Origin of the sequence: Halomonas sp. (assembly GCF_052095695.1) — a bacterium.
Classification (GTDB): Bacteria; Pseudomonadota; Gammaproteobacteria; order Pseudomonadales; family Halomonadaceae; genus Vreelandella.
Map to the genome: position 1 here is coordinate 58,506 of NZ_JBQDLQ010000001.1, position 24,205 is coordinate 82,710.

Annotated in this window: 29 protein-coding genes; 15 read left to right on the forward strand and 14 right to left on the reverse strand. The window is 51.0% G+C overall.

The window, feature by feature from the left end; translation table 11 throughout:
- Window positions 1-19: 19 nt before the first annotated feature.
- On the reverse strand, window positions 20-1,000 hold the full coding sequence (locus ACTH5D_RS00285) for a zinc-dependent alcohol dehydrogenase (RefSeq protein WP_441667670.1): 981 nt from the start codon (window positions 998-1,000) through the stop codon (window positions 20-22).
- Between the two features lie 385 nt (window positions 1,001-1,385).
- Here ACTH5D_RS00285 and ACTH5D_RS00290 point away from each other — a divergent pair, with 385 nt between their 5' ends.
- Window positions 1,386-2,111, forward strand: a complete 726-nt coding sequence (locus tag ACTH5D_RS00290; RefSeq protein WP_441667671.1) for a CDP-alcohol phosphatidyltransferase family protein — start codon at window positions 1,386-1,388, stop codon at window positions 2,109-2,111.
- A gap of 6 nt (window positions 2,112-2,117) precedes the next feature.
- On the opposite strand, the gene ACTH5D_RS00295 is transcribed toward ACTH5D_RS00290, so the two are convergent.
- Entirely contained in the window at window positions 2,118-2,528 is a 411-nt protein-coding gene (locus ACTH5D_RS00295) for a DUF1090 domain-containing protein (RefSeq protein WP_441667672.1), read from the reverse strand.
- 186 nt (window positions 2,529-2,714) lie between these two features.
- Between ACTH5D_RS00295 and ACTH5D_RS00300 the strand changes: the two genes are divergently transcribed.
- From ACTH5D_RS00300 to modC, 9 genes are all read left to right on the forward strand, one after another.
- A complete protein-coding gene (locus ACTH5D_RS00300) occupies window positions 2,715-3,647 on the forward strand; it encodes a CysB family HTH-type transcriptional regulator (RefSeq protein WP_441667673.1) in 933 nt (310 codons plus the stop codon).
- A 132-nt stretch (window positions 3,648-3,779) separates the two neighbouring features.
- A complete protein-coding gene (locus ACTH5D_RS00305; protein WP_441667674.1) occupies window positions 3,780-4,862 on the forward strand; it encodes a sulfate ABC transporter substrate-binding protein in 1,083 nt (360 codons plus the stop codon).
- Between the two features lie 61 nt (window positions 4,863-4,923).
- Window positions 4,924-5,754 carry a sulfate ABC transporter permease subunit CysT gene (cysT, locus tag ACTH5D_RS00310; RefSeq protein WP_441667675.1) on the forward strand — a complete coding sequence of 277 codons (831 nt, stop codon included), beginning with the start codon at window positions 4,924-4,926 and terminating at the stop codon, window positions 5,752-5,754.
- Between the two features lie 12 nt (window positions 5,755-5,766).
- Window positions 5,767-6,666 carry a sulfate ABC transporter permease subunit CysW gene (cysW, locus tag ACTH5D_RS00315; protein WP_441667676.1) on the forward strand — a complete coding sequence of 300 codons (900 nt, stop codon included), beginning with the start codon at window positions 5,767-5,769 and terminating at the stop codon, window positions 6,664-6,666.
- A 28-nt stretch (window positions 6,667-6,694) separates the two neighbouring features.
- Entirely contained in the window at window positions 6,695-7,774 is a 1,080-nt protein-coding gene (locus ACTH5D_RS00320) for a sulfate/molybdate ABC transporter ATP-binding protein (protein ID WP_441667677.1), read from the forward strand.
- 61 nt (window positions 7,775-7,835) lie between these two features.
- Entirely contained in the window at window positions 7,836-8,219 is a 384-nt protein-coding gene (locus ACTH5D_RS00325) for a winged helix-turn-helix domain-containing protein (protein WP_441667678.1), read from the forward strand.
- Between the two features lie 76 nt (window positions 8,220-8,295).
- On the forward strand, window positions 8,296-9,081 hold the full coding sequence (gene modA, locus ACTH5D_RS00330) for a molybdate ABC transporter substrate-binding protein (protein ID WP_441667679.1): 786 nt from the start codon (window positions 8,296-8,298) through the stop codon (window positions 9,079-9,081).
- Window positions 9,081-9,779, forward strand: coding sequence for a molybdate ABC transporter permease subunit (modB, locus tag ACTH5D_RS00335; RefSeq protein WP_441667711.1), 699 nt, complete (start codon window positions 9,081-9,083; stop codon window positions 9,777-9,779). The genes modA and modB overlap by 1 nt, the downstream gene beginning before the upstream one ends.
- Complete coding sequence (gene modC, locus ACTH5D_RS00340) at window positions 9,769-10,887, forward strand: molybdenum ABC transporter ATP-binding protein (RefSeq protein ID WP_441667680.1); 1,119 nt, start codon at window positions 9,769-9,771, stop codon at window positions 10,885-10,887. Before modB ends, modC begins: the two co-directional genes overlap by 11 nt.
- A 69-nt stretch (window positions 10,888-10,956) precedes the next feature.
- On the opposite strand, the gene ACTH5D_RS00345 is transcribed toward modC, so the two are convergent.
- Both ACTH5D_RS00345 and ACTH5D_RS00350 read right to left on the reverse strand, forming a co-directional pair.
- On the reverse strand, window positions 10,957-12,564 hold the full coding sequence (locus ACTH5D_RS00345) for an aminotransferase class V-fold PLP-dependent enzyme (RefSeq protein ID WP_441667681.1): 1,608 nt from the start codon (window positions 12,562-12,564) through the stop codon (window positions 10,957-10,959).
- 43 nt (window positions 12,565-12,607) lie between these two features.
- On the reverse strand, window positions 12,608-13,072 hold the full coding sequence (locus ACTH5D_RS00350; RefSeq protein WP_441667682.1) for an Lrp/AsnC family transcriptional regulator: 465 nt from the start codon (window positions 13,070-13,072) through the stop codon (window positions 12,608-12,610).
- Window positions 13,073-13,615: 543 nt separating this feature from the next.
- Here ACTH5D_RS00350 and ACTH5D_RS00355 point away from each other — a divergent pair.
- On the forward strand, window positions 13,616-14,176 hold the full coding sequence (locus ACTH5D_RS00355; protein ID WP_441667683.1) for a manganese efflux pump MntP: 561 nt from the start codon (window positions 13,616-13,618) through the stop codon (window positions 14,174-14,176).
- 91 nt (window positions 14,177-14,267) lie between these two features.
- On the opposite strand, the gene ilvY is transcribed toward ACTH5D_RS00355, so the two are convergent.
- Window positions 14,268-15,146, reverse strand: a complete 879-nt coding sequence (gene ilvY / locus ACTH5D_RS00360) for an HTH-type transcriptional activator IlvY (RefSeq protein WP_096281641.1) — start codon at window positions 15,144-15,146, stop codon at window positions 14,268-14,270.
- A 223-nt stretch (window positions 15,147-15,369) separates the two neighbouring features.
- Here ilvY and ilvC point away from each other — a divergent pair, with 223 nt between their 5' ends.
- Window positions 15,370-16,842, forward strand: coding sequence for a ketol-acid reductoisomerase (gene ilvC / locus ACTH5D_RS00365; RefSeq protein ID WP_441667684.1), 1,473 nt, complete (start codon window positions 15,370-15,372; stop codon window positions 16,840-16,842).
- A gap of 156 nt (window positions 16,843-16,998) precedes the next feature.
- Window positions 16,999-18,486, forward strand: a complete 1,488-nt coding sequence (gene modF, locus ACTH5D_RS00370; RefSeq protein ID WP_441667685.1) for a molybdate ABC transporter ATP-binding protein ModF — start codon at window positions 16,999-17,001, stop codon at window positions 18,484-18,486.
- A 48-nt stretch (window positions 18,487-18,534) separates the two neighbouring features.
- Here the strand turns inward: modF and ACTH5D_RS00375 are convergent, their stop codons facing one another.
- The 6 genes from ACTH5D_RS00375 to ACTH5D_RS00400 all read right to left on the reverse strand — a co-directional run bounded on the left by ACTH5D_RS00375 (window position 18,535) and on the right by ACTH5D_RS00400 (window position 21,830).
- Window positions 18,535-18,849, reverse strand: a complete 315-nt coding sequence (locus tag ACTH5D_RS00375; protein ID WP_441667712.1) for an antibiotic biosynthesis monooxygenase family protein — start codon at window positions 18,847-18,849, stop codon at window positions 18,535-18,537.
- Window positions 18,850-18,920: 71 nt separating this feature from the next.
- Window positions 18,921-19,091, reverse strand: a complete 171-nt coding sequence (locus ACTH5D_RS00380) for a hypothetical protein (protein ID WP_192536229.1) — start codon at window positions 19,089-19,091, stop codon at window positions 18,921-18,923.
- A gap of 425 nt (window positions 19,092-19,516) precedes the next feature.
- A complete protein-coding gene (locus ACTH5D_RS00385) occupies window positions 19,517-20,032 on the reverse strand; it encodes a GNAT family N-acetyltransferase (protein WP_441667686.1) in 516 nt (171 codons plus the stop codon).
- Between the two features lie 99 nt (window positions 20,033-20,131).
- Window positions 20,132-20,512 carry a VOC family protein gene (locus ACTH5D_RS00390; RefSeq protein WP_441667687.1) on the reverse strand — a complete coding sequence of 127 codons (381 nt, stop codon included), beginning with the start codon at window positions 20,510-20,512 and terminating at the stop codon, window positions 20,132-20,134.
- 121 nt (window positions 20,513-20,633) lie between these two features.
- Window positions 20,634-21,233 (reverse strand): pentapeptide repeat-containing protein, encoded by a 600-nt coding sequence (locus tag ACTH5D_RS00395; protein ID WP_441667688.1) that lies wholly within the window; start codon window positions 21,231-21,233, stop codon window positions 20,634-20,636.
- Between the two features lie 156 nt (window positions 21,234-21,389).
- Complete coding sequence (locus ACTH5D_RS00400) at window positions 21,390-21,830, reverse strand: GFA family protein (RefSeq protein ID WP_441667689.1); 441 nt, start codon at window positions 21,828-21,830, stop codon at window positions 21,390-21,392.
- A gap of 113 nt (window positions 21,831-21,943) precedes the next feature.
- Between ACTH5D_RS00400 and ACTH5D_RS00405 the strand changes: the two genes are divergently transcribed.
- Both ACTH5D_RS00405 and ACTH5D_RS00410 read left to right on the forward strand, forming a co-directional pair.
- On the forward strand, window positions 21,944-22,216 hold the full coding sequence (locus ACTH5D_RS00405; protein WP_441667690.1) for a type II toxin-antitoxin system Phd/YefM family antitoxin: 273 nt from the start codon (window positions 21,944-21,946) through the stop codon (window positions 22,214-22,216).
- Window positions 22,197-22,469 (forward strand): Txe/YoeB family addiction module toxin, encoded by a 273-nt coding sequence (locus ACTH5D_RS00410; RefSeq protein WP_441667691.1) that lies wholly within the window; start codon window positions 22,197-22,199, stop codon window positions 22,467-22,469. Before ACTH5D_RS00405 ends, ACTH5D_RS00410 begins: the two co-directional genes overlap by 20 nt.
- On the opposite strand, the gene ACTH5D_RS00415 is transcribed toward ACTH5D_RS00410, so the two are convergent.
- From ACTH5D_RS00415 to ACTH5D_RS00425, 3 genes are all read right to left on the reverse strand, one after another.
- Window positions 22,466-23,065 (reverse strand): GNAT family N-acetyltransferase, encoded by a 600-nt coding sequence (locus tag ACTH5D_RS00415; RefSeq protein ID WP_441667692.1) that lies wholly within the window; start codon window positions 23,063-23,065, stop codon window positions 22,466-22,468. The genes ACTH5D_RS00410 and ACTH5D_RS00415 overlap by 4 nt on opposite strands.
- Window positions 23,066-23,170: 105 nt before the next feature.
- The gene (locus ACTH5D_RS00420; RefSeq protein WP_441667693.1) at window positions 23,171-23,542 is read right to left on the reverse strand and encodes a VOC family protein; all 372 of its coding nucleotides are present in this window, start codon (window positions 23,540-23,542) and stop codon (window positions 23,171-23,173) included.
- Between the two features lie 108 nt (window positions 23,543-23,650).
- Entirely contained in the window at window positions 23,651-24,151 is a 501-nt protein-coding gene (locus tag ACTH5D_RS00425) for an AAA family ATPase (protein ID WP_441667694.1), read from the reverse strand.
- Window positions 24,152-24,205: the final 54 nt, after the last annotated feature.

Genomic DNA, 24,205 nt, shown 5'->3' on the forward strand with positions numbered 1-24,205 from the left:
CCTTGTCATCAGAAAATAGTTACGAATAACGTAAACGATGGCACAGCGCGGTGCTTCCTGGGCCCAATAGATCCGGTGCAAGCGCGGGAAAATCGTGAAAGTCGCTTTCACCACTCACTAAAATGTCCAGCCGCTCATCGGCCAACAAACTTAGCGCTAACGTTAAGCGGCGGCGATAGTCCCAGCGGGAAAGCAGTTTCGTGGGCAGTTGGCCGACCTGGCTGGCGCGAAGCGTCAAGCGCTGGGAATGAAAGGCGCCGCCTAGAGGCAATATCACGTCATTTTCGCCGAACCAGCTCATCTCAATGAGCCGTCCCTCGTTACCCAATAGGCTAAGCCCCTGACGCAGCCCGTCAGGATGCCCGCTGGCGTGAATAACGCAGTCTTGGTTATGAGGGGCCTGGTCGGGAGTACTAAACGCCACCCCTAGGTGGGCGGCAACGGCCTCCCGCTCAGGGTTAATATCAATTAGGTGTACGTTCACCCCGGGAATTTGGATGCACAAATACGCCACTAAAGCGCCTACTACCCCCGCGCCGATGACGCACACCTGCTCACCCAGCATAGGCTCTGCGTCCCACACACCGTTAATCGCCGTTTCCATGTTGGCAGTCAGCACCGCACGTTGAGCAGGCACATTAGCAGGAATGGCAACGACCGCCGAGGCAGGCACCACATAGTGATCTTGATGGGGAAACAGACAAAAAACGGATTTATTCAGCAGCTCATCAGGGCCATGTTCGACACGCCCAACGCTGCAGTAGCCGTATTTAACCGGTCCAGGAAACTCTCCTTTTTGAAAAGGAGCCTGCATGCGAGCAAACTCGCTCGCCGGTACGCGGCCATTGAATACCAACGATTCGGTACCCCGACTAACCCCGCTGTACAAGGTGTGTACATGCACTTCACCTTGCCCTGGGGGCTTGAGTATTTCACGCCGCATCTCGCCTTGCTGGGGGTTGGTCACCCAAAAGGCAGTGGCATAGTCAGGCGCCAGCATAGCCATTCCTTTTCGTTGCGAGCTCAAACAACCCGAGCCCATGCTCATTCCATTGAATGCTATGTTTTATCGCTAGGCTGCGAATTAGCTAGGTCTACGAACGAACTAGGTTTACGAACGAACTAGGTCTTGCACGATAAGCCCGCTAGCGTTGTCACATAGCGTATGGCCACCTTCAAAATAGTTTTCAATGGCCCACCTAATTCAGCGTAGTGCTAGGAAAGAAAATATTCGATTAACAATTTTAAACACTTGATACTATCGCTGCCTTCAGCGTTAAGTTGCTCTATGGACAACCCTACCTTCTTCTACAAAAATGGTACATATAAAAATAATTGCATCACTTACTTTAACCGCGGATAGCGACGCCGCTTCGTGAGCCAACATGCCGCTTTTCTCAAACGCGTCTTCCTGCACTCCGCACAAGTCGCTTTATACCGCTTTTGAACTGCTTTTAGGCAGTCTGATATTAATCATCATTGGCAATGCTTTGCCGTTACTTATGCTGGGCTCAAGCAACTGGTGGGTGGCCGGTGGTTTCTACGCGTTCATTTCTATACTGATTCTAATTTTCTGGCCCCACGGGGCACTGGGATGGGCAAATCGTGTCACGCTGATACGCGCAGTGCTGGTGGCAATAGTGGCGGCAGGCTCGCTCGCAGGCGCTTTTAAAGACGCTATTTGGCAGTGGCTGTTGATTGCGGTAATAGCGCTGCTGCTTGACGGCGTGGACGGTTGGGTCGCGCGATACACGAACAGCCATTCAACCTTTGGCGCGCGCTTTGATATGGAGCTAGACGCCCTGTTGATCATGCTGCTATGCGTCGGGCTGTGGGAGTTTGAATCGCTGGGCGCCTGGGTATTGCTCATTGGCGGCATGCGCTATCTGTTTGTGATGGCGGGCTGGCGATTCAAGTGGCTAACCGCCCCTCTGTTTGCCAGCTTTCGCCGCAAAGCAGTATGCGTATGGCAAGTGGCGGCGCTACTCCTAGCGCTGACGCCGCTCAGCTCGCCGCTAATGGCTAATCTACTAGCGCTCAGCGCACTAGTTTCGTTAGTTTATTCATTCGGGATCGATGTACGGTGGCTCTACGCAAGATCTAAACCCTAAGCAGAGCTACTCGGCCAGCCGATTCTGAAGCGTATTTAAAGCGTCGGTATCGGCCTCTAGCTCGCGGATTGCGTCTTCTAGCTTGGCACGCCTTGTTTCAATATCGCCGGCATCGCCTTCACTGAGAGCCTCTTCAAGATCAGCCTGACGCTCTTGAAGCTCCTCCTGACTGTCACGCACGTCCTTTGCAGCATCGTCTAGCACGCCTGCGTTGGTGCACTGGGCTTCGATAGCGTCTAACGCACGCTGCAAGCCGTCAATACGATGTTGATTATCATGTTCACGGGCGTATTCAAGCTGTTCTTGAACGTCTGCTGTTTTGTCCTCACACAGCATGTCCGTGGCATGTGCCAACGGCATGGTGACAACACCTGCCAACATGACGAACCCGAGCATGGTTAACGATTGCTTTTGCATAGCTATCTCCAGCCTGTTTTACGAATTTTCCTGGCTCGTCATTTTACAGCACTGCCTTACGATGCAAATGCGATATAGTTATCACAAAATACAATTTATTGCATAATAAGAATATTTTATATTCTTTTTGAGAATATAAAATCTCTTCAAAGCAAAATCTCTTCAAAGCATTGGACACCGCTCGCTATGAACATTCAGCAGCTACGCATCGTACGCGAGACCGTGCGTCAGCACTTTAATCTGACAGAAGCCTCCAACGCGCTGTTCACGTCACAGTCTGGGGCCAGTAAGCATATCCGTGATTTAGAACAAGAGCTGGGCGTTGAGCTATTCGAACGGCGCGGCAAGCGTATTCTAGGGCTGACCGTGGCGGGCAGTACGCTAATTGATTGTATTGAGCGTATTTTGTTGGATGTCGAAAACCTCAAACGCTCGGCGCATCAGCTTACCCATGAGGATCAAGGTAGCCTGGCCATTGCAACGACGCATACCCAGGCCCGTTACGCCCTGCCACCAATTATTGCCCGTTTTAAAAAAATCTTTCCCAACGTGCATTTGGAGCTGCATCAGTGCAGCCCGGAGGAAATTGTCTCGTTATTAAAAGCGGGCAAGGTCGATATCGGCATTGCCACGGAAGCGCTTAACGAGGAGGGGCAGCTATTTGCCTGCTTCCCCTTCTACCATTGGTATCACGGCGTAGTAGTGCCTCAAGAACACCCGCTTAATGACGGATTACCACTGACGCTTGAACGCATTACCGAGCATCCTATTGTGACGTACCACGAAGGATATACGGGTCGAAAGCGAATCGATACCGCGTTTTCGGCAGCCGATGTCTACCCTGACATTGTGCTAACCGCGCTTGATGCGGATGTCATCAAAACTTACGTTGAGCTAGGCATGGGCGTTGGCTTGATCGCATCAATGGCCTATCACGAGCAGCGCGACCAGGGCTTAAAACTACTGGATGCCAGCAGCTTATTTCCGCGCAACACCACCTATCTTGCGCTGAGGCGCGGCCACTTTTTACGCGGCTATGCCTATCAGTTTTTGAAGCTTTGCCGTGAAAATCTAGACGAAGAGACCGTCCAGAAAGTGCTAGCGGGTCGTCAGGATTAACCCATCGCTTAATCACAAAAAAACATAAGCAATCCATTTTTTATTCGTTAATTAGCATATAGAACCCCGTTAGGCTGCTCCCATCACATCAATAAACGATCGTTCAAGATACAACTCTGGAGCAGCCGAACTATGCTAACTATCTCTTCATCAACTAGCTCTTCTTCCAGTATTTGGCAACTCTCCAAACTCACGGGCGCCTTTCTGCTGGCCGGCGCGGTGCTGACGGGAGCGGTTACCTTTAGCACCACCGCCCAGGCTCAAAGCGAAAGTGCAGAGCTTCTCAATGTCTCTTATGACCCCACCCGTGAGTTCTATCGCGAATACAACGAACTGTTTGACAAGTTTTGGCAAGCCGAACACGGCCAATCTGTGACCGTTCGCCAGTCTCATGGTGGCTCAGGCTCGCAGGGCCGCGCCATCATCGACGGTATTGACGCTGACGTCGCGACACTCGCTCTTGCATACGATATTGACGCCATTCATGAACGTGCTGACTTGATTCCACAAGACTGGCAGTCGCGCCTTCCTAATAACAGCTCTCCTTACACCTCCACCATCGTTCTTCTAGTGAGAGAAGGTAACCCTAAAAACATTCAGGACTGGGATGACCTCGCTCAAGAAGGCATTGACGTCATTACGCCAAATCCGAAAACGTCTGGTGGCGCCCGCTGGAACTTCCTGGCGCTGTGGGGCTACGGCCTAGAGCAGTTCGATGGTGATGAACAGCAGACCTATGATTTCGTGCGCCAGGTATATGAAAACGTGCCGGTGCTCGACTCAGGTGCCCGCGGCGCGACCAACACCTTTGTTCAGCGCCGCATTGGCGATGTGTTTATCGCCTGGGAAAACGAAGCGTTCTTGTCAGTGGAGCAGCTAGGACAGGGTGAGTACGCAATCATTGTGCCGTCGCAGAGCATTCTAGCTGAGCCACCCGTAACCGTGCTGGATGCCAACGTTGACCGTAAGGGCACCCGCGAAGTAGCAGAAGCCTATTTAGAACATCTCTATACCGATGAAGCCCAGCACTTAGCAGCTAAACACTACTACCGGCCAAGCAATCAGCAAATCTTGGCTGAGTATAGTGATGAGTTTCCAGCACTCGACCTTTTTACCATCGATGAGGTCTTCGGCGGTTGGCAAGAAGCCCAACAGCGCTTCTTCAATGATGGCGGTGTATTTGACGACATTCTCGAAGCGATCAACTCCCAGTAAATCGCGTGTGACCAGCCAGCCAGGGGGCTATCGCCTCCCGGCATTTTAATGAGAAGCCACTATGTCGATCACCCTTGCCAAACGTCGCGTCATCCCAGGGTTTGGCCTCACCATGGGGTTCACCCTGCTATATATGGGATTGGTGTTTCTGATTCCGGTGGGCGCCTTTTTGCTCTATACCACCACCATGAGCTGGGACACGTTTTGGAGTGCGGTCACTCAGCGTCAGGTCGTCGCCTCCTACAAGCTGTCTTTTGGCGGCTCCTTAATTGCCGCAACGATCAACTTGGTGTTTGGGGCATTGGTTGCCTGGGTATTGGTGCGTTACCGGTTTCCGGGTAAGCGTTTGGTCGATGCGCTGGTTGACCTACCGTTTGCCCTGCCAACGGCGGTAGCCGGTATCGCCCTAGTAACGCTCTACGCGAGCACCGGCTGGGTGGGACAATACTTGGATGTGTTTGGCATTCGCATCGCCTACACACAGCTGGGCGTGGTGATTTCCCTTACCTATATCGGCTTACCGTTTGTGGTGCGTACCGTACAACCGGTGTTGGAAGACTTAGAAGCCGAGCTGGAAGAAGCCTCAGCAAGCCTGGGTGCTGATCGTTTCACCACGATACGCCGGGTTATTTTTCCTGCGCTATTTCCCGCCCTGCTCACCGGCTACGCGCTAGCCTTCGCACGGGCGCTGGGCGAGTACGGCTCGGTGGTCTTTATCTCTGGCAATCTGCCGTTTCGAACTGAAATTACCCCGCTATTGATCGTCGCCAAAGCTGAACAATACGACTACCACGGCGCAGCCGCTATTGGCACGGTCATGCTTGTCGCTGCATTTTTAATGCTGCTGGTCATTAACGGCCTGCAGTGGTGGGCCAGTCGGCGCCATGGATAACAGGAGTACGCCGTGACAACGTCATCAACGGTCATTGAGACCCATGACACTATTGCTAAACGCTGGCGACGCGCCACCGAAGAGCCCGCTTGGCTGCGAATCATCCTCATCACCATCGCCTTAATCTTCCTGGGTCTTTTTTTAGTGCTACCGTTAACGGTCGTGCTTTACGGTGCCTTTGAACAAGGTATTGGCGTCTGGTACGACGCGGTAAGCGACCCTGATGCGCTATCGGCGATTCGCTTAACGTTTCTCATCGTGGCCATTGTTGTACCGCTCAATACGTTGTTCGGCGTGGCGGCCGCTTGGTCTATCGCCAAGTTTGAGTTTCGCGGCAAGTCGATTTTAATTTCGCTCATCGACATGCCCTTTGCGATATCACCCGTGGTGGTGGGCTTAATCTTCGTCATTTTGTTCGGCTCACAGGGTTGGCTTGGGCCTTGGCTCTCGGCTCACGATATGCGGATTATTTTCGCCGTTCCTGGCATCGTCATCGTGATCGCTTTTGGCACTCTGCCGTTTGTTGCACGCGAACTTATCCCACTTATGCAGCAGCAGGGTAAAGAGGAAGAAGAGGCTTCTTTAACGCTGGGCGCCAACGGCTGGAAAACGTTCTGGTACGTCACGCTGCCCAATATCAAATGGGGGCTGATTTACGGCGTCATTCTGTGTAATGCCCGCGCAATGGGCGAATTTGGCGCGGTAGCCGTGGTGTCTGGCCGCATTCGCGGTGAAACCAACACCATGCCGCTGCATATCGAAGTGCTTTACAACGAATACATGTTCACCGCCGCCTTTGCCGTCTCGTCGCTATTGACAGGCCTAGCGCTGGTCACCATCGCGATCAAAAGCGCCGTTGAGTGGAACGAAGAGCGCCGTCAGCGCATTGCCGCCGCATGCCCCCCCCTTTAGCTCTTCACAGAGATAAGAGAGAGCCTTCATGAGCATCGAAATTGATCACGTTAACAAACACTTTCGCGACTTTGTGGCGGTAGATAATGTCAGCCTCACTTTCCGTGATGGCGAGCTGACGGCTCTACTTGGCCCTTCTGGTTCGGGCAAAACCACTCTGCTGCGGATCATTGCCGGCCTTGAGCAACCCGATACCGGGTGCATCCGCTTTCATGGCGAAGACACCACTGACCTACACGTCAGCGAACGCGGCGTTGGCTTTGTATTTCAGCACTATGCGCTGTTCAAACATATGACCGTGTTTCAAAACGTGGCTTACGGACTCACCGTTCGACCACGCAAAACACGCCCCAGTAACGTCGAGATTAAGCAAAAGGTCATGCGGCTACTAGAGCTAGTACAGCTGGACTGGACCGCACATCGCTACCCGCACCAGCTTTCCGGTGGCCAGCGCCAGCGCATTGCATTAGCTCGCGCGCTGGCGGTCGAGCCTAAAGTGCTGCTGCTGGATGAGCCTTTCGGCGCACTGGATGCCAAAGTACGCGCAGAGCTTCGCCGCTGGCTACTCAGGCTGCATGATGATATCCACGTCACCAGCGTTTTCGTCACTCACGACCAGGAAGAGGCGTTGGAAGTCTCTGACCGCGTCGTCGTCATGAATAAAGGCCGCGTGGAGCAAGATGGCTCGCCGGAGGAGGTCTATGACCATCCTGCCAATCCTTTCGTTTATCAGTTTTTAGGTAACGTGAACCTGTTCCATGCACGAGTTCATGATGGCGTTGCACGCATTGGCGATGTGCAGCTGCCGGCACCGGAATTTGCAGGCTATAAAAATGAGCTAGGCCAGGCCTACGTGCGACCCCATGAAATCGAAGTGTTTGCTGGGCGTGAGCATGCTGATGCTTTGCATGCCAAAATCGAGCTGGTCTCGGTTGTCGGCCCCACCGTTCGACTTGAACTGCGTACCAATAACAGCGAAGCGCTGATCCACGCCGAGCTCACCAAGCACCGCTTTCGCGCGTTAGGGCTAGCCCAAAATGGAGATGCTTGGATTCGTCCGATTTATAGCCGCATATTTTTACCAGATGGACGCATTGCAAACGGTTAAGCGCTTAGTGGGCGGTCGCTGCTAAACTAGCCCAACGCTGCCCACTCGCTGGAGACACTTAATGACACGGACCCACCATTTAAAGCCAACGTATCAATTACGTTTGGTGCTACATCATGACGTGATTATTGGGCCGGGCAAAGCAGAGCTGCTAGAAATGGTTAGCCAGACAGGATCAATTTCCGCCGCTGGCCGCGCACTCAAGATGAGCTACAAAAAAGCCTGGCAGCTCATCGACACTATGAACAACCACTTTCCCTCCCCTCTTGTATCGACCAGCTCTGGCGGTAACGAGCGCGGCGGTGCTCATCTCACGGAGCTTGGCAAGCAGGTGCTGACTCACTACCGTGCGCTGGAACGCCAGCTCTCGCTGGAGGGCTCGACTGACGCCCAGGCACTGCTTTCGCTATTGGCTCCGGACAGACCTGCCCATCGGGGAGCGTGAACATTAACGTATTGAGCTGATGACCGGTTTTGTGTAATCTCCGCTATATCCAATTGGTAATAACGGAATCATTACAATGCTTACCCATGCTATGAATCGCCGTTTATTAACCACTGCGCTGGCACTGGCGTTTCCCACCTCAGCCTTTGCCACAGACACTATTCAAGTTGCCGCTGCCGCCTCGCTTACCGATGCGCTCAATGACGCCATTGCCGTTTATGAAGCTCAGCATGATGTTGACGTGACGCCCATTTATGCATCGTCCTCGACGCTTGCTCGGCAAATCGCCAATGGCAGCCCAACGGATCTATTCCTGTCTGCCAACGTGCAGTGGATGGATTGGCTTGAAGAGCAAGGCATTAACATCCAACAGCGCAGCGACTTGCTCAAGAATCGTTTGGCGCTGGTATCAGCAAGCCCTGACCTGCCAGAACAGTTCGTACCGGGCGACGAGACACGCATTGCAACGCTGCTGGAAGAGCGTGATCGTCTTTCCGTCGGCGACCCGGATCACGTGCCGGCCGGCATCTACACCCAGCAGGCGCTTGAATTTCTCGGCGAGTGGGTAGAGCTTGAGCCAAGACTTGCACGTGGCAATGACGTCCGCGCGGCGTTAACGCTGGTAGAACGACAGGAAACGCCGCTTGGCGTTGTGTATCAAACAGATGCCTTTGCCAGTGACCGCGTGCGGGTACTCGGGCTATTTCCCACCCCCAGCCATGATCCCATCACCTACCCCATTGCACTGATAGGGGCAGAGCAAAACGACGTGGCCGTGGCACTGCGCGAGTGGTTAGCGAGCGAAGAAGCGCTGACTATTTTTGCTGACTATGGCTTCGACACCGGCATTAGCAGCCCGTGATACTGTCGTCGGCCGAATGGGAGGCCATCCGCCTTAGTTTACTGATCGGCCTTGCGGCCGTGGCCTGGATTTTACCACCGGGTATTGCCGTCGCCTGGTGGTTAGCCCGACACGACTTCAGAGGCAAATCCATCGTCGATGGTTTTATTCATCTGCCGTTGGTGCTGCCACCCGTGGTAGTCGGCTATTTACTCTTGGTGTCGCTCGGTCGACAAGGGGTGGTCGGCCAGTGGTTATATGCCACTCTCGGCGTATCGCTACCCTTCACATGGCAAGGCGCCGCCGTTGCCAGCGGCGTGATGGCATTTCCATTATTGGTACGAGCACTACGCCTATCATTGGAAGCGGTGGATCCCAAGCTTGAAGCCGCAGCGCGAACGCTAGGCGCCAATCACTGGCGAGTATTTACCACCATTACGCTGCCATTAGCCATTCCGGGCCTGCTGACAGGAACCGTTTTAGCCTTTGCCCGTGCGCTTTCGGAGTTTGGCGCCACCATCACATTTGCCTCCAATATCCCGAGTGAAACACGCACCTTGCCGCTGGCGCTGTATACGTTGATCCAAACGCCCGGCCAGGAATCTGCGGCGGCGCGGCTCTGTGTTATCGCTATCATCATCGCCCTGTTCTCATTGATCGCCTCTGAATGGCTGGCTCGGCGTACTAAACAACGACTGCAGGAGCGCGATGCCTACTAATTTTAGACATCCCGCATTGCCTGGGGGCTCATCTTCGCTGTCATTGTCTATCGACCAGCGGCTCGGTAGTTTTCATCTTCAAACCGAGCTGGTACTCCCCGCCCACGGCGTGACCGGTATTTTTGGCACATCAGGAAGCGGCAAAACCAGCTTGCTGCGCCTTATTGCAGGTCTTGAATATCCCGATAGCGGGGTTATTCAGCTGGGTGACCAGGTGCTGCTGGATACCCGGCGCCGTATTAGAGTTGCCGCTCATAAACGTAGAATCGGGGTCGTGTTTCAGGAAGCCCGGCTGTTTCCCCACTACCAGGTACGCGGCAATCTCACCTATGGCATGCCAGCACATGCATCAGCCCGCTTTGATGAAATCGTCGAGCTTCTGGGTATTAAAGCGTTGCTCGAACGTATGCCCGGCACGCTATCGGGTGGGGAAGCCAGGCGGGTTGCCATTGGCCGAGCACTGCTCAGCGACCCTCAGCTATTGCTGATGGATGAACCACTGACAGGGCTAGATGGCCCGCGCAAAGATGAGCTACTGCGCTTTATTGCTCGACTGACCAAGCAGGTAGACATTCCAGTGATTTACGTCAGCCATGATGCGGAGGAAATTTCAGCCATCGCCGATCATCTGGTGCTGATGAAAGCAGGCAGTGTCGTGGCCAGCGACCGCTTGAATCACTTGCTACAACGCTTTGATTTGACTCACGAACTCGGTGGGTTTGACGCTGCATCGATTCTTGAGGGCCGCATAGATGAGCACGACGCGACGTACAATCTGACTCATCTTGCCCTTAATGACACCCATCGATTAGTCATACCGGACACATCGGCCCCGATAGGCAGTCGACTGCGCGTGCGTATCCTCGCACGCGATATTGCCTTAGCGCTGACGCCATTACAGTCAACCAGCTACCGCAACCAGCTCAGCGCCACCATTGAAGATATGACCTCGCTATCGACAAGCCCACACTCGGTTGAGCTGCTTTTAAACATTGGCGATATCCGCCTAAGGGCACGGCTAACGCGAAAGTCCTGGGATGAAATGGGGTTACATATCGGCCAACAGATCACGGCGCTCATTCGCAGCGTATCGGTTGCCCACTATTAATCAGCGCCGGATTTGTGCAGTGCGGTGTATGTCATAAAGGAACATCTTGCGGGGAAGAAGAATTTACTGTCATTGCGTCATCTCCATCTGGGACTGCATAGCCTTGTCTGTTTCATGAGGCCACCAAAACCAACGGATAGGTACATCTGAGCTAGCAGTGCTTGCGGGCAGGTCGACCTGTTCTGCCAACGCAACAATATCCCGTGCCTTAGCGAAGTAATCCTCGCCTTCTTCTAACGTAGCCTCTGATGTAGGGCTCGTCTGGGTAAAAAGCGCGTCCAGAGATATTGCTGGCATGCTGGGCTGATTTTCCACCAGGTGTTGGCGAACGCTCCAAACACCGGATTTTTCATCGACGGTGTAGAGCTTCATTAATACCGCCGCGTAACGTGTAATAAACTCGACGGCAGATACTACATAGTTAGCCGACTCATTGCTAAAAAAGAAATGAAATCCGAGCCTTACCCAGCCTGGACGATATAAGCTTTGGCCTTTTTGGACTAAACGTTCATGTTCTAACGCCGTGTCAGCATCAATTGAAAGCAGCTCATGACCATAAGGACCTGCACACGAACAGCCGCCTCTTGCCTGAATACCAAACAGGTCATTGAGCATGGCAACAATGAGATTGTGGTGGATGTCACGCTGCCCGGCGCGAACGTTAAAAGAGAATATAGACAGCCGCGGCGCATTCACTGGCCCCAAAAGCGTTAAGTTACCCAGCGTTGACCAGCGCGCCATGGCCATCGCTGTCATGGCTTTTTCCTGCGCTTCAATGTAATCCACCCCGACCAGCGATTTAACGCGAAAGGCAAGACCCGCCCGGATGTTGCCCAATATATCCGGGGTGCCGCCCTCCTCCCGGCGCTGAATATCGCTCACATAGCGATGTTCCGTCGCGGTGACATAAGACACCGTACCGCCGCCTGCAACCGAGGGAATGGCATTGCGGCACAGCGCCTTTCTAATCACCAAGACGCCTGAACTACCCGGCCCACCCACGAACTTATGCGGCGAGACAAAAACCGCGTCTAAGTGATCATTTTCCCCGGTGCCCGCCACATTAATATCGACGTAAGGGCCGCTGGCGGCATAGTCAAAAAGCGCCAGCCCATCGTAACGATGCACCAGTGTGGCAATAGCCGAAACGTCCGTTTTGATGCCGGTTACGTTAGAGGCTGCCGAAAACGCGGCAATTTTTAGTGGCCGGTCAACGTAGCGCTTTAGCTGCGCTTCTAGTTCATCCAGGCGGATAAGGCCATCTTGGCCTAGCGAAATACGTACCAAGTCGGCATCGCATTCTCGCCAGATAAGATCGTTGGAATGATGCTCGTAAGGCCCGATAAAAATCACCGGCCTAATGTCACTCGACGTATCGCCCCCCTGCTTTAGCTCTAAAATCTTACAGCAGCGATCAATCGCTGCCGTTGCCCCGGCACCAGCAAACAGCACCGCATAGTCGTCATTAGCCCCAACAGCCTGGGCCACCGCTTGGCGGGCTGACTCGCGATAGCGGGTGGTGACTTTGCCGGTATAAGAAGTCTCGGTGTGCGTATTGGCATAAAACGGCAGCAGCTGCTGGTAAACGGCGTTTTCAACAAAACCTAACGCACGCCCCGAGGCCGTGTAATCAGCATAAAGCAGCGGGCGCATGCCAAATGCGGTAGGAATAGACATACCTTCGCCTATCACGTCATCGCGAAGAAACGCTACCCACTCACTAGAATTGCCCGAGAGGCAGCTCGGTGGTTTTTTTGACTTGTTCCATTGAAAAACATGATGTGACATTATTTAACTCTACTGTCGAAATTAGCCTCTTATAAAAGGCGTCGAAAGACTGATTATCGCGTGTAATGACCTTAAGCAAATAATCATACTCACCGGCCAAACGATTAACTTCCATAATTTCAGGGAAAGACTGCACAGCTGTCTGAAATGTATCTAGCCAGGCTTGGTTATGTTTGTCTGTTTTAATCATGACAAACACAACAAGGCGAAGATTGAGCTTCTCAGGATTGAGAACGGCAATCCTTTTTTCTATAAACCCGTCTTTCTCTAATCGCTGTATTCTTCGCCAGCACGGGGTTACCGATAGCCCAATCCCTTCTGCTAGCTGGGCAATAGAAAGACTATCATCATGCTGAAGCTGTTCAAGAATTTTTAAGTCAAAGCGATCAATAAGCAATTTATTTCCCCTCAGATCAATTTATTAGAAAAATTTTTTATATATTCAAAATATTGCTCCGTCAAGGAAAATAAATTCCTCTGCTATCCCGTCGATAAAAAAGCAAATAATGGAATTATATAAAGTCTGGCGGAGTAATCACACTCTTTATAAACATCAGGAAAACTTTGCAGGCAGGATATTACCAATACTTCTCACCAAGTAAATATAAGCGCTAAAAGCCAGCGTTAATAAAACACTAAAAAGCAGCCAAACTAAAAATCATAAAATATTATAAACTAACCACAAAAACCTATCGAATAGGCAACCCCGCCCTTAAGTTTTAAAAAATACAACACAATCAGCTGCTACACACATTGTTAGCAAAGGCTATATTAGTTCGCCATTACAAACTTTATTTTTAATCATTACCCTTTTTTAATCACTAAAGCATGCTAGGATTCATCGCTATTGAATACCCGAATTTTGCACTCAGGTATGGCCCTATCGCCATACTCGTCAGTAGATATACGCGGTCATTTTTTCAGCTAGCGTTTCTAAGCCATGACACCGATCACCCTGCTGTTCCTGGCCGTCTCAATGTCAGCGGATGCTTTCGCTGCCTCCATCAGCAAAGGCACAGAACTTAAGAAGCCCACTTTGCGCCATGCGATCGGTATCGGCTTAGTCTTTGGCATTACTGAAGCCATCACGCCGGTGCTCGGCTGGGCGGCAGGGAAGGCATCGCAGCAGTATGTGCAAGCCTGGGATCACTGGGTGGCGTTCACCCTGCTTTCAGTGATTGGCCTGCATATGATTTACGCCGGGCTCAAAAAAGACGGCAAAGTAGAACACCGTAAGCAAACACTCTGGCTATTAATTATTACCGCCACGGCTACCAGCATTGATGCGATGGCAGTCGGCGCAAGCCTTGCCTTTATCGATGCCAACATTATCGCTACTAGTTTTGCTATTGGTCTGGCCACAACAATCATGGCTTCAATGGGCACGCTGCTGGGCCACCGGCTTGGTAAGTTTGTTGGCCATTGGGCAGAGTTAATCGGCGGTATTGTATTGATTGGGATTGGGCTGACGGTACTGGCACAGCACACCGCCATTTTTTAAATCTTTTCAGCACGCCCACGCCCTGCACCAGCAATGGCGGCACTTAGCTGCGTCTTATAGGCCTATGTCTATTTCAGATCTATGACCAGGCTTACATCAAGCTCCAAAATGCATCAACCAGCGGGTTCTTTAAGTTTTTCTTTAACGTAAACAAACCAATATCGTAGGGTTCCAGCTCAGGCGTCACATCGAGCACCCGGATACGGTCCATCAATGGGCTGTTATCAAGCACAATTTTTGGCACCACGCCAATCCCAAAGCCCAAGCTCACCATACTCACAATCGCCTCATTACCGGTGACCTGTGCATAAATGCGCGGGGCGATATCTCGTTGACGAAACCATTCGTCCACACGCGCTCTTGAGACACCGCTTTCAGATAAAATCATCGGGATGCTCGCCCACTCCTCCGTTGCCGTTGGCGAATTCATAGGCACATTCGGCACCTGCTGCTCAAGCGGCGCAATAAACAGCAATGGCGACGTCGCAATGGGTTTAAATGCCAGGCCTCGCGCTAAGTTTGCAGGCTGAGCCGCAATACTGAGATCTTCTTTACCATCCAGAACATGCGCAATCGCGTGCTCTGGATCCCCCGTGCGAAGCTTTATTTCAATCGCAGGATAGGCAATACGAAATCGGCGCAGCAGCTCATAAAGAAAGCTGTAGCTTGCGGTGACGGAGCCATACAAACTGATTTCACCGCTTAACTGATCAGAATTATCGGTTAACTCATGGCGGATCAAGTTCCACTGGCTACTGGTATCACGCGCGTATTTAAGAAATTTTTGGCCTTCCTGGGTCAACGCCACGGTTCGATTGTCGCGATTAAACAGCGAGACCCCCAGTTCGTCTTCTAAATGACGAATGTTACGCGACAGCGCAGAAATGCTGATATGGCACTCATCGCTGGCGCGCCCGAAGTGCAGCGTTTCTGCCAAGGCGAGGAATTGTTTTAAAGTTTTAAAATTCATAGCTTTCATTCTATCTCGTCATTGCATAAAACGGGACGTGTTATTGCAAATATATCAATTTAAGAAATAGTCACTTTTGTATAGATTAGCCTTATTCACATGGCGCTGAGCTCCATCTTGAGCGGCCATGTCACGCATTTTGAATACCGAATTCTTAGTATCGGCGTGTCTTACACCGTTTTTTATATCAACATTATGCTCACCAAAAATCAGGATGTTAACGATGGCTAACTATTTCAATACCTTACCGCTACGCGAGCAATTGGCTCAGCTAGCGCAATGCCGCTTCATGCACAGCGCTGAGTTTGCTGATGGCGTCGAAGCACTAAAAGGCAAAAAAATGGTGGTTATCGGCTGTGGTGCACAGGGCCTTAACCAAGGTTTAAACCTGCGCGACAGCGGCCTAGACGTTTCTTACGCACTGCGCCCTGAAGCCATTGAGCAAAAGCGCCAGTCTTGGAAAAACGCCTCTGAAAACGGTTTTGTGGTGGGCACTTATGAAGAGTTAATCCCCACTGCAGACGTTGTGTTGAACCTGACACCCGATAAGCAGCACACGTCAGTTGTGACAGCGGTGATGCCGCTGATGAAGAAAGACGCCTGCCTGTCTTACTCTCACGGTTTCAACATCGTAGAAGAAGGCATGAAAGTTCGCGAAGACTTAACCGTCATCATGGTGGCGCCTAAGTGCCCAGGCTCCGAAGTTCGCGCTGAATACGTGCGCGGTTTCGGGGTTCCTACCCTAATCGCTGTACACGAAGACAACGACCCTAAAGGTGAAGGCCTGGCGCTGGCAAAAGCCTACGCGGTAGGTACGGGCGGCCACAAAGCGGGCGTGCTGATGTCGTCTTTCATCGCGGAAGTTAAATCCGACCTGATGGGTGAGCAAACGATCCTTTGCGGCATGCTGCAAACGGGCTCCCTGCTTTGCTTCGACAAAATGATCGAAGAAGGTATCGATGCAGGCTACGCGTCTCGCTTGATCCAATTCGGTTGGGAAACCGTCACCGAAGCGCTGAAGTACGGCGGCGTGACGAACATGCTAGACCGTCTTTCTAACCCAGCGAAGATCAAAGCGTTCGATCTTTCTGAAGAGTTAAAAGACATCATGCGCCCGCTGTACAACAAGCATCAAGACGACATCATCAGTGGCCACTTCTCTCATACAATGATGGAAGACTGGGGCAATGATGACAAAAATCTGCTGCAGTGGCGTGCCGATACCGCTGAAACGAACTTCGAGAAAACCCCTGCTGGTGATGTGGAAATCTCTGAACAAGAGTTCTTCGACAACGGCATTTTGATGGTCGCCATGGTTAAAGCCGGCGTTGAGCTTGCGTTCGAAACCATGACGGCGGCGGGCATCATTGCTGAATCGGCTTACTACGAGTCGCTGCACGAAACGCCGCTCATCGCCAACACCATCGCGCGTAAGAAACTCTACGAAATGAACGCGACGATCTCTGATACCGCGGAATACGGCTGCTACCTCTACAACCACGCCTGCGTACCGCTGTTGGCAGACTTTATGAAAGGCATTAAATCCGACGTGATCGGTAAAGGACTTTCTGTAGACGACAACGGCGTTGATAATGCACGCTTGATCGAAGTTAACACCGCCCTTCGTTCTCATCCCGTCGAAGCCGTTGGCTCGGTTCTGCGTGGCTACATGGCTGACATGAAGAAAATCGTTTAATCGGCTCATGAACCGATAGGCGTTTAGGTTTTTAAAAGCCAGGTTTTCAAAATCAAGCGCCGCCAAAAAAAGCCGAGCTATCATCACGATATGCTCGGCTTTTTTGGCTCTTCTGTGCTTAAACAATCTCTATCGAACAGCGTAAGGAAGACAGTAATGGATCCATTAATCCGCCCAGGCACTATACGCTTAACAAAAGCGACGGTTAGCTTTGATGATCGCTTCACGCTAAGCGAGATTGATTGGACCATTACGCCAGAACAACATTGGGTGATTACGGGTACTAATGGCGCGGGAAAATCGGCCCTGGCGGCTGCGCTAGCGGGCATTGGTGATATCACGGGGGGAAGCATTCAGGGGCTGCCCAGCAACGTGGGCATCGTCTCTTTTGAAGCCCAGGCGGAGCTTATCGCTCAAGAGCTCAAAAAAGACGACGCCGACATTATGGACGTCATTTCACTTGGCACGCCCGTCAGTGAAATGATTTTTGACCATTGCCAAGATCATCAACTCGCCAGCGAACTTGTAGAAAAGTTCGGGCTGACAACGCTACTCGATCGCGCGTTTCGCAAACTTTCCACCGGCGAAACGCGTAAAGTCATGCTGATTCGCGCACTGGCCAACAAGCCTGATTTACTTATTTTAGACGAGCCGTTCGATGGCCTAGATGTAGCCACGCTGGCCATGCTGCAAGCACATCTCGCCTCTATCATCGACACCGTTCCTATGGTCATGGTGCTGAATCGCTTTGATGAAATGCCGGATTTCATCACCCATGTGGCTTATCTCGTTAAAGAAAAGTCGGATAAAGAGCGTTCAGATAAAAAGCGAGGGGATAAGGGACGATTAGCGCTCACGGTTGATCGCCAGGACAACGCTGCCTTCAATGAGCTCTACCAATTACTGCATTTGAAAACCACCGATCTGAGCGTGCCGGAGGCTGACCCTAGCAATCAACTCCCCCCTCTCGACCCCAGCCAGCCGTTAGTAAAACTGAAGCAAGCGACCATCCAATACGGCGACACCGTGATTGTTGATAAGCTCGATTGGACCATAGAACGAGGCCAGCATTGGCAACTGAGTGGGCCAAACGGTAGCGGCAAAACCTGCGTGTTGTCGTTGATCACCGGCGATCATCCGCAGTGCTATACCAACGATATTTTTGTGTTTGGATTCCAGCGCGGTAACGGCGAAAGCATCTGGCAGATTAAACAGTTTATCGGCTATGTATCGACTAATCTGCAATGGGAATACCGCGTTAGCACCAGCTGCAAAAATGTGATTATCTCTGGCTTCTACGACAGCATCGGCATGTACACCAAGTCCACCGATAGCCAGAAAAAAATTGCCGACCAGTGGCTTGCGCTACTGGGCATGACCGAGCGCGCCGACCAGCCGTTTAACAAGCTTTCTTACGGCGATCAGCGCCTGCTGCTCATTGCCCGCGCCATGGTCAAGCACCCGCCTCTGCTGATTCTAGACGAACCCTGCCTAGGCCTAGACGAAATGAACCGCCAACTCGTCCTGGCTCTGATCGAAAAAATCTGCCAAGGCTTCGAAACCACTGTGCTTTACGTCAACCACCACGCGGAAGACCAGATAGCAGGCATAGAGCATTACTTAGGCCTGGAAAAGAATCACTAGCGCGGAGTGAAGCGATGCGCACCAGCAACAGCGCTCATAATTGAGCGCTTAAATGCCATAATCCCGCTCCACTTTGGCTACCCGAACTTTAAACGCTGAGTACCACGCTTTGTGGCCCAAGCGCTGGGCTTCAAGATGCTCAGCGTGCTGCTTCCAGCGCTTGATAGCTTCCTCGCTTGCCCAGTACGAGACGGTGATGCCCACCGCCTCACGCGCAGACTCAATGCCCAGAAACCCTTCCTGCTGGGAGGCAAGCGCGAGCATTCTGTCAGCCATTGCCCCATAGCCATTATCTTGCTCGGTGCGCACAGAGCTGAAAATGACCGCGTAATAAGGTGGGCTGGGGGTGTTGGCAATTGACATTGCGTCCTCTGGAAATGTTAAGGCGTCCACCGCTTTTTTAACCTGCTCTACAGCCATCGTTGGATGCTCTATTAGTCTTTTTTATCTATCGTTATCTCAATAGTTTTACTGTCACCAGCAAACCATTTCTGAACGTAAAGCGTGCCCACGATAGGCGCCGTTCCTTCATCAGGCACTTCCTTGTAACGCACGCTATTTTTGGTTTCTTTTTCGTATTCAAACATCACTACTTTCTTCGACATGGCATGTCCCCGATATATAACGATTGAAACCTGGGCGACTAACGCCGCTCAGCAGGTGTGTGGCGTGATTCGCGCCATTAAACACTAAACATTTAGCGTTCCCAAAGCCCTGAATCATACATGAGGCGCATGGTGTAGTTGAGCTGAAGAGTTTGATTACTGCCGCACTCAATCTCGCTGCTTCGCCCTGCTGGGGCAGGCCCTGTTACCGTTATGGAAGAGTATCTTCTGAGCGGGTCAAGCAGCCTGTAATCGTAGCCACCATTTGAAAACTCGATGGAGGCGTCACCGTTACTCGCGGCGTAGTAGCTGAAAAACCCCAGCGGCGGCCTTTTTTCAAGTGGATAAAAACGGCGGAAGTGGCCAACATCCGGCATATCGATAGCAGCGCTCTCATCATGCTGTTTATAGTCCCCAGCGTTAGGCTATACCGCGCTACCCAGCTTCATCACCATTGACTGTACGCAAAGCGTCGAACCGACTCTCAGCGCTTCAAGCTGCTCTGTTGCGATAAAACCAGACGATTTATATAAGTTAACGGCACCTTCATTGCCTGTCGTCACGGCAAGCGCTAATAGATGACATCCTCGGCTAATTGCCCAGGCTTTAATTTCCCGCAGAAGAGACGTTGCGATGCCCTTTCCTCTTAGCGCTGGTGAAACCCACATTTGATAGATATGCGCCGTTGCCACATCAGGCTTATGTATCACGCCCCAAGCAAGGCCGACGGGCAGGCCGCCAATCTGTACGATAAGTGGAAGCGCATTTAGGGCTCGCGACTTAAGGTCTAAGCGTAATTGCCAATCCGCATCTGATAATACAGCTTCCTGCTCATACGTTGACCCAAACGAGTCGGGCGCATCCCTTAAAGATTTCAACCTGACTGTTTTGTATAAAACCCAATCTTCTGGAGTTAATACACTGATTTCGAATTCATCCACCGCATGGCCTCCTGATGCGTAACGCTTAGCTAAACTGTACTCTGATTAGGTCGCATCCGGTGGACGTCTGAGAGGCCGAGAACATTATTGAGCGAAGAGTTATGAGCTACTTGCTGGCTCAATATCTTCACCAAACATGATTCGATGGCCCTCGGGTGTTTCGACACCAAACTCTCGCAGGCCCCATGGTTTGTCAGCGATTGCCTGAAAAATATCCGCCCCACGGCGCTGGTAGTCCCGATAAATCTCGTCGATATCCTCACAGTTTACATAGGCGAAGTACGAGTGTTCGTGCGTTTCACGAGCGGATATTTCATCAGGGCAGTGGCCTAACATGATATGAAAACTGCCTAGGCTTAAAAACGACCAGCCCTCAACACGGAATCGAACGGAAAAGCCAAGCTTGTCGAGGAAATAGCCTTCGGTGCTCTCAATATCTTTGACTGCAAGGACATGCTGGGTTGAGGTGACTGAAAACATTATTGGCGCTTCCTAGTGTTGTGTATGCTCTTAATGCATTTGTGAATGCTGTCACTTTAGTAGCACGAAGCGGCGAAAGCTGGGGCGATGCAGGCTGTCCACTTGAAGCATCCTTAGGCTATTAATCAACCAATTCAATACCTAAGACTTCTAACAAGTTTAACGCCTCATATCGTGAGAACTTAGCCCTTTTCACATTATTTTCTCGTATATCAATGGAATATGCAGTGGACTCGCTAAAATCGACTTCTTGCAAATTTGTTCTCATGAAAAGGCTACGACTGAAATCACTATCTGTCATTTTCGAACTAATAAAACTACCTTCACGAAAGTCCACATCATGTAACTTACAGTTATCAAAAACCAACTCATTTAAGGTAAGACCAAAGAAAGACGAGTCATTTAAAATACAGCGCTTAAAACTCAGCTCAAAATCTAAGTGGAAAGCTGACCACGTCGCTTTCGTCCAATCAACTCCAACCAGCTTACTATCTTGAAAATCAAGTTCAAATAGCTTTGTATTTGAAAAATCAACCAAGCTGAGATTACAACGATAAAATGTGCAGCTTGTGAATTTACAGTTCTGAAATTTAGATGCTGAGAACTCACAATCGGAGAACCGGCAACCTTCGAATTCGATGCCGATATACTGTTCATCAGGTAACGAAAGTTTCTCTAAAGAAACGTCGAAATAATGCTCGCCATTTTTTAATGCTGACATCGTATCCTCTCAATAGCTTAACGCTTGGGCTTAGTCACCGGTTTGGAGCGGCAGCGGGAAATCGGTTAGTTGCCGCTTCTGTACATGTCGAGAGCCATGACGCTAAGCATCGCGGCGACACGTCAGCTGCGTCCGGCGGCCATAGACCTCAACTTGTTACAGATTATTCTGCCATTCTAAGTGCTTACAAACATTTTCGTATTCAAGCCATGGCGCACCGTGTGAAACCCAAATATGCGCTTCAGGCTTCAATCCAGGGTCATCATCCAACGTGGCCACTCGAACAATGACATGTGGCTGCGCGACCCTTTCCGCCACCAAGTGAGAGCCACAGTGCCTACAGAAATGACGGAGCTTCCCAGGTGATGATTCATAGGTTGAAAGAGATTCAAGACCTTTGAGCCAGCGGAAATGTTCACGTTTTACACCCGCCGTTGAGGCAAATGGGGCCGCGTGCGCCTTACGACACGTCTGACAATGGCAATGCACGATCGGCATATCCAAGGAATCTATTTCGTAACCAACCTCTTCGCACAAACAGCTTCCTTTCAACCTCACTGGATGATCTCTCTTTTGATATTTAACGCCGCTCAGCACGTGCGGCTTTGAAATGGAGGCGCAGCCGCAATGTAAAAGCCGTCGCCGTGACTGGCCTTGTTAGGGCTACTGCGCTATAGTTGTACGGAGTTTCCGTACGCAAAGGTGGGATTATGGATATCATCAGTGTAAACAAATTCAGAGACAATCTGAAAAGCCTTGTAGAACAAGTTATTAGTAGACACGAGCCCCTCAAGGTGACACGCCGTGCCGGAGAGGCTTTCGTGATCATGAGTGCTGAAGACTGGGAAAGAGAGCAAGAAACCCTCCATGTTCTTCAGAACCGAGAGCTGATGCAACAAATTGCGGCCTCCCTCGATACTCACAGCCGTGGCCAAGGATACACACCTGATGATGAGCAGATGAATGAGATCACTGGTATTTGAGGGCAACACTTGGGAAGCCTATGAAAAGATGCGCGAGAAAGACCAGAGGCTGCACAAAGCCCTCCGCAAGCTGCTGAAAGAAATGCTCCGGCCTGAAGATCCATCCGTTGGCACCGGCAAACCTGAACCACTCAAACACAACTTATCAGGCTTGTGGTCAAGACGCATCTCACAGAAGGACAGGCTGATATACCGGTTCGATGACAAATCCATTTATATTTTCGCCATTGGAGGACACTACGATCAGTCCTAACGCTGCCAACACGTGCTTGTCGCGTGCATTGCTTGGTTATGCTGTGCTGGATGGTCACTTACCAGTCGCCCATACAGTGCCGAGTCAGAGATGATGCCGTTGACTTCCCAACGCTGCCTTAGCAGACCCTCTCGGGAAAATCCTAGTTTCTCTAGCACTTTTGCGGAAGACTGGTTGTCTGGGTCGATCTCAGCTTCAATTCGGCGAAGTCCCAATGAATTGAATCCGTACTGAACTAATGCTTCCCCCGCCTCGCGAATGTAACCCTTTCCCCAAAAAGAACGACCCAAACCAAAGCCGATCTCGGCACGTTTTGATTCTTTGTCGTAGCTAAATAACATACATTTTCCAGCCAGCTCACCTGTAGACTTCAGATACACGCCGAGTACAAGCGACTCTTGACGCTGCATCGAACTTTTACTCTCATTAATGAAGTCAAGAGAGTCCTGAATTGTTGCCCAAGGTGCAGCATTCCAATACCGCATGACCTCAGGGTCAGAGAAAATTTCCTGCAGGCTATCTGAGTCATCAATTACTAAAGGCTTAAGTGTTAATCGCTCGGTTTCAACAACCGGGAAAAATAACTCTTCTGACATCCATTCCTCCCTTTTTACACATTATGCCCGGCTTTGGGGCGGACTTGCAGCCGCGCAGCGGCGGAAAGGCCGTCCCAGCCCCATCGGGGCGACAACAGCCGTTTGTTATGCATTTGTTCCAACTCTCAACTGGAAAATATTACCTTCACAATCACAGCCATCACATACTTGACGTCCACCAAAGTTCCAACTTTTGGGTTGGTATATAGCTCCACCTTTTTCTTTTATTTTCTCGCCAATTAACTCAAGAGGAGCATCGATAAAGAATGATGGCTTTATTGGCGTATCTTCTCTGGCTTTGTCTGTACTAAGCGCCTTTTTAGAAGCCTCAGTTTCAAGTAACACAAGCTCAAAGCTACCAGCTATTAGTAAGGCGTACGATTCATCTTTTTCGAAAACCTCGAATCCAAAGACATGGCAGTAGAATTCGGCTAAGCGGTGGATTGACGAAGAGTAAATAACCAACCCTGTTTTCACATTCCCTCCTTACTTACACACAATCGAATGCATAACGCCAGCAATAAACGGCGCCCTGACAAGGGCGTCCGGTGGAGGCCGAAGGCCGGAACGAATTTGATTGCCTTGTTATGCGTACTTCCGTTCTACAATTTGGAGGTTAAACGCTTCCGACTCTTTGGGGGGCTCAAAGTAACCTGTCACCATCCTAAAGACCTCTTCTGTGTCGAACTGTGCTCGTTCAGGTTGTTCCTTCTGCCGCTGTTTAAGCTGCTTTAAACAAACTTCATCGTCTACCGACAAATAGTACAGTTCATGAGGAATACCATGTTGCAAGTATATATCTTTGAACCAAGCTCTTTGCTTCCGGGTGTTACCAGGAAAATCCAGGACCACGGAGGTACCAGCCAAGAGCACTTGCTCAACGTGTGATCTCAGCACTGGCTTAAGACGAGATGAGTAACTAACGTAATCATTGAAATCTTTGATTTCGCCGGGGAACAGCGCGGCTAGCCATTCATCCTCTGAAATAAGCACGGCTCCCCGCTCACGAGCGATTTCGCCAGACAAAGTGCTTTTGCCTGCTCCCATCTTCCCACAGAAAAATATCAACGTTCCGTACGAACTCATTGCTTAATCCTTACGCATAACGCCCGCCATCACCGGTGACAAAACCGCAGCGGA

Excerpts from the sequence above, each read along its gene's own strand:
- ACTH5D_RS00285 (WP_441667670.1), bottom strand. The coding sequence starts at position 1,000 with ATGCTGGCGCCTGACTATGCCACTGCCTTTTGGGTGACCAACCCCCAG.
- ACTH5D_RS00290 (WP_441667671.1), top strand. The coding sequence starts at position 1,386 with ATGCCGCTTTTCTCAAACGCGTCTTCCTGCACTCCGCACAAGTCGCTT.
- ACTH5D_RS00295 (WP_441667672.1), bottom strand. The coding sequence starts at position 2,528 with ATGCAAAAGCAATCGTTAACCATGCTCGGGTTCGTCATGTTGGCAGGT.
- ACTH5D_RS00300 (WP_441667673.1), top strand. The coding sequence starts at position 2,715 with ATGAACATTCAGCAGCTACGCATCGTACGCGAGACCGTGCGTCAGCAC.
- ACTH5D_RS00305 (WP_441667674.1), top strand. The coding sequence starts at position 3,780 with ATGCTAACTATCTCTTCATCAACTAGCTCTTCTTCCAGTATTTGGCAA.
- cysT (WP_441667675.1), top strand. The coding sequence starts at position 4,924 with ATGTCGATCACCCTTGCCAAACGTCGCGTCATCCCAGGGTTTGGCCTC.
- ACTH5D_RS00320 (WP_441667677.1), top strand. The coding sequence starts at position 6,695 with ATGAGCATCGAAATTGATCACGTTAACAAACACTTTCGCGACTTTGTG.
- ACTH5D_RS00325 (WP_441667678.1), top strand. The coding sequence starts at position 7,836 with ATGACACGGACCCACCATTTAAAGCCAACGTATCAATTACGTTTGGTG.
- modA (WP_441667679.1), top strand. The coding sequence starts at position 8,296 with ATGCTTACCCATGCTATGAATCGCCGTTTATTAACCACTGCGCTGGCA.
- modC (WP_441667680.1), top strand. The coding sequence starts at position 9,769 with ATGCCTACTAATTTTAGACATCCCGCATTGCCTGGGGGCTCATCTTCG.
- ACTH5D_RS00345 (WP_441667681.1), bottom strand. The coding sequence starts at position 12,564 with ATGTCTATTCCTACCGCATTTGGCATGCGCCCGCTGCTTTATGCTGAT.
- ACTH5D_RS00355 (WP_441667683.1), top strand. The coding sequence starts at position 13,616 with ATGACACCGATCACCCTGCTGTTCCTGGCCGTCTCAATGTCAGCGGAT.
- ilvY (WP_096281641.1), bottom strand. The coding sequence starts at position 15,146 with ATGAATTTTAAAACTTTAAAACAATTCCTCGCCTTGGCAGAAACGCTG.
- ilvC (WP_441667684.1), top strand. The coding sequence starts at position 15,370 with ATGGCTAACTATTTCAATACCTTACCGCTACGCGAGCAATTGGCTCAG.
- modF (WP_441667685.1), top strand. The coding sequence starts at position 16,999 with ATGGATCCATTAATCCGCCCAGGCACTATACGCTTAACAAAAGCGACG.
- ACTH5D_RS00375 (WP_441667712.1), bottom strand. The coding sequence starts at position 18,849 with ATGTCAATTGCCAACACCCCCAGCCCACCTTATTACGCGGTCATTTTC.
- ACTH5D_RS00380 (WP_192536229.1), bottom strand. The coding sequence starts at position 19,091 with ATGTCGAAGAAAGTAGTGATGTTTGAATACGAAAAAGAAACCAAAAAT.
- ACTH5D_RS00390 (WP_441667687.1), bottom strand. The coding sequence starts at position 20,512 with ATGTTTTCAGTCACCTCAACCCAGCATGTCCTTGCAGTCAAAGATATT.
- ACTH5D_RS00395 (WP_441667688.1), bottom strand. The coding sequence starts at position 21,233 with ATGTCAGCATTAAAAAATGGCGAGCATTATTTCGACGTTTCTTTAGAG.
- ACTH5D_RS00405 (WP_441667690.1), top strand. The coding sequence starts at position 21,944 with ATGGATATCATCAGTGTAAACAAATTCAGAGACAATCTGAAAAGCCTT.
- ACTH5D_RS00410 (WP_441667691.1), top strand. The coding sequence starts at position 22,197 with ATGAGATCACTGGTATTTGAGGGCAACACTTGGGAAGCCTATGAAAAG.
- ACTH5D_RS00415 (WP_441667692.1), bottom strand. The coding sequence starts at position 23,065 with ATGTCAGAAGAGTTATTTTTCCCGGTTGTTGAAACCGAGCGATTAACA.
- ACTH5D_RS00425 (WP_441667694.1), bottom strand. The coding sequence starts at position 24,151 with ATGAGTTCGTACGGAACGTTGATATTTTTCTGTGGGAAGATGGGAGCA.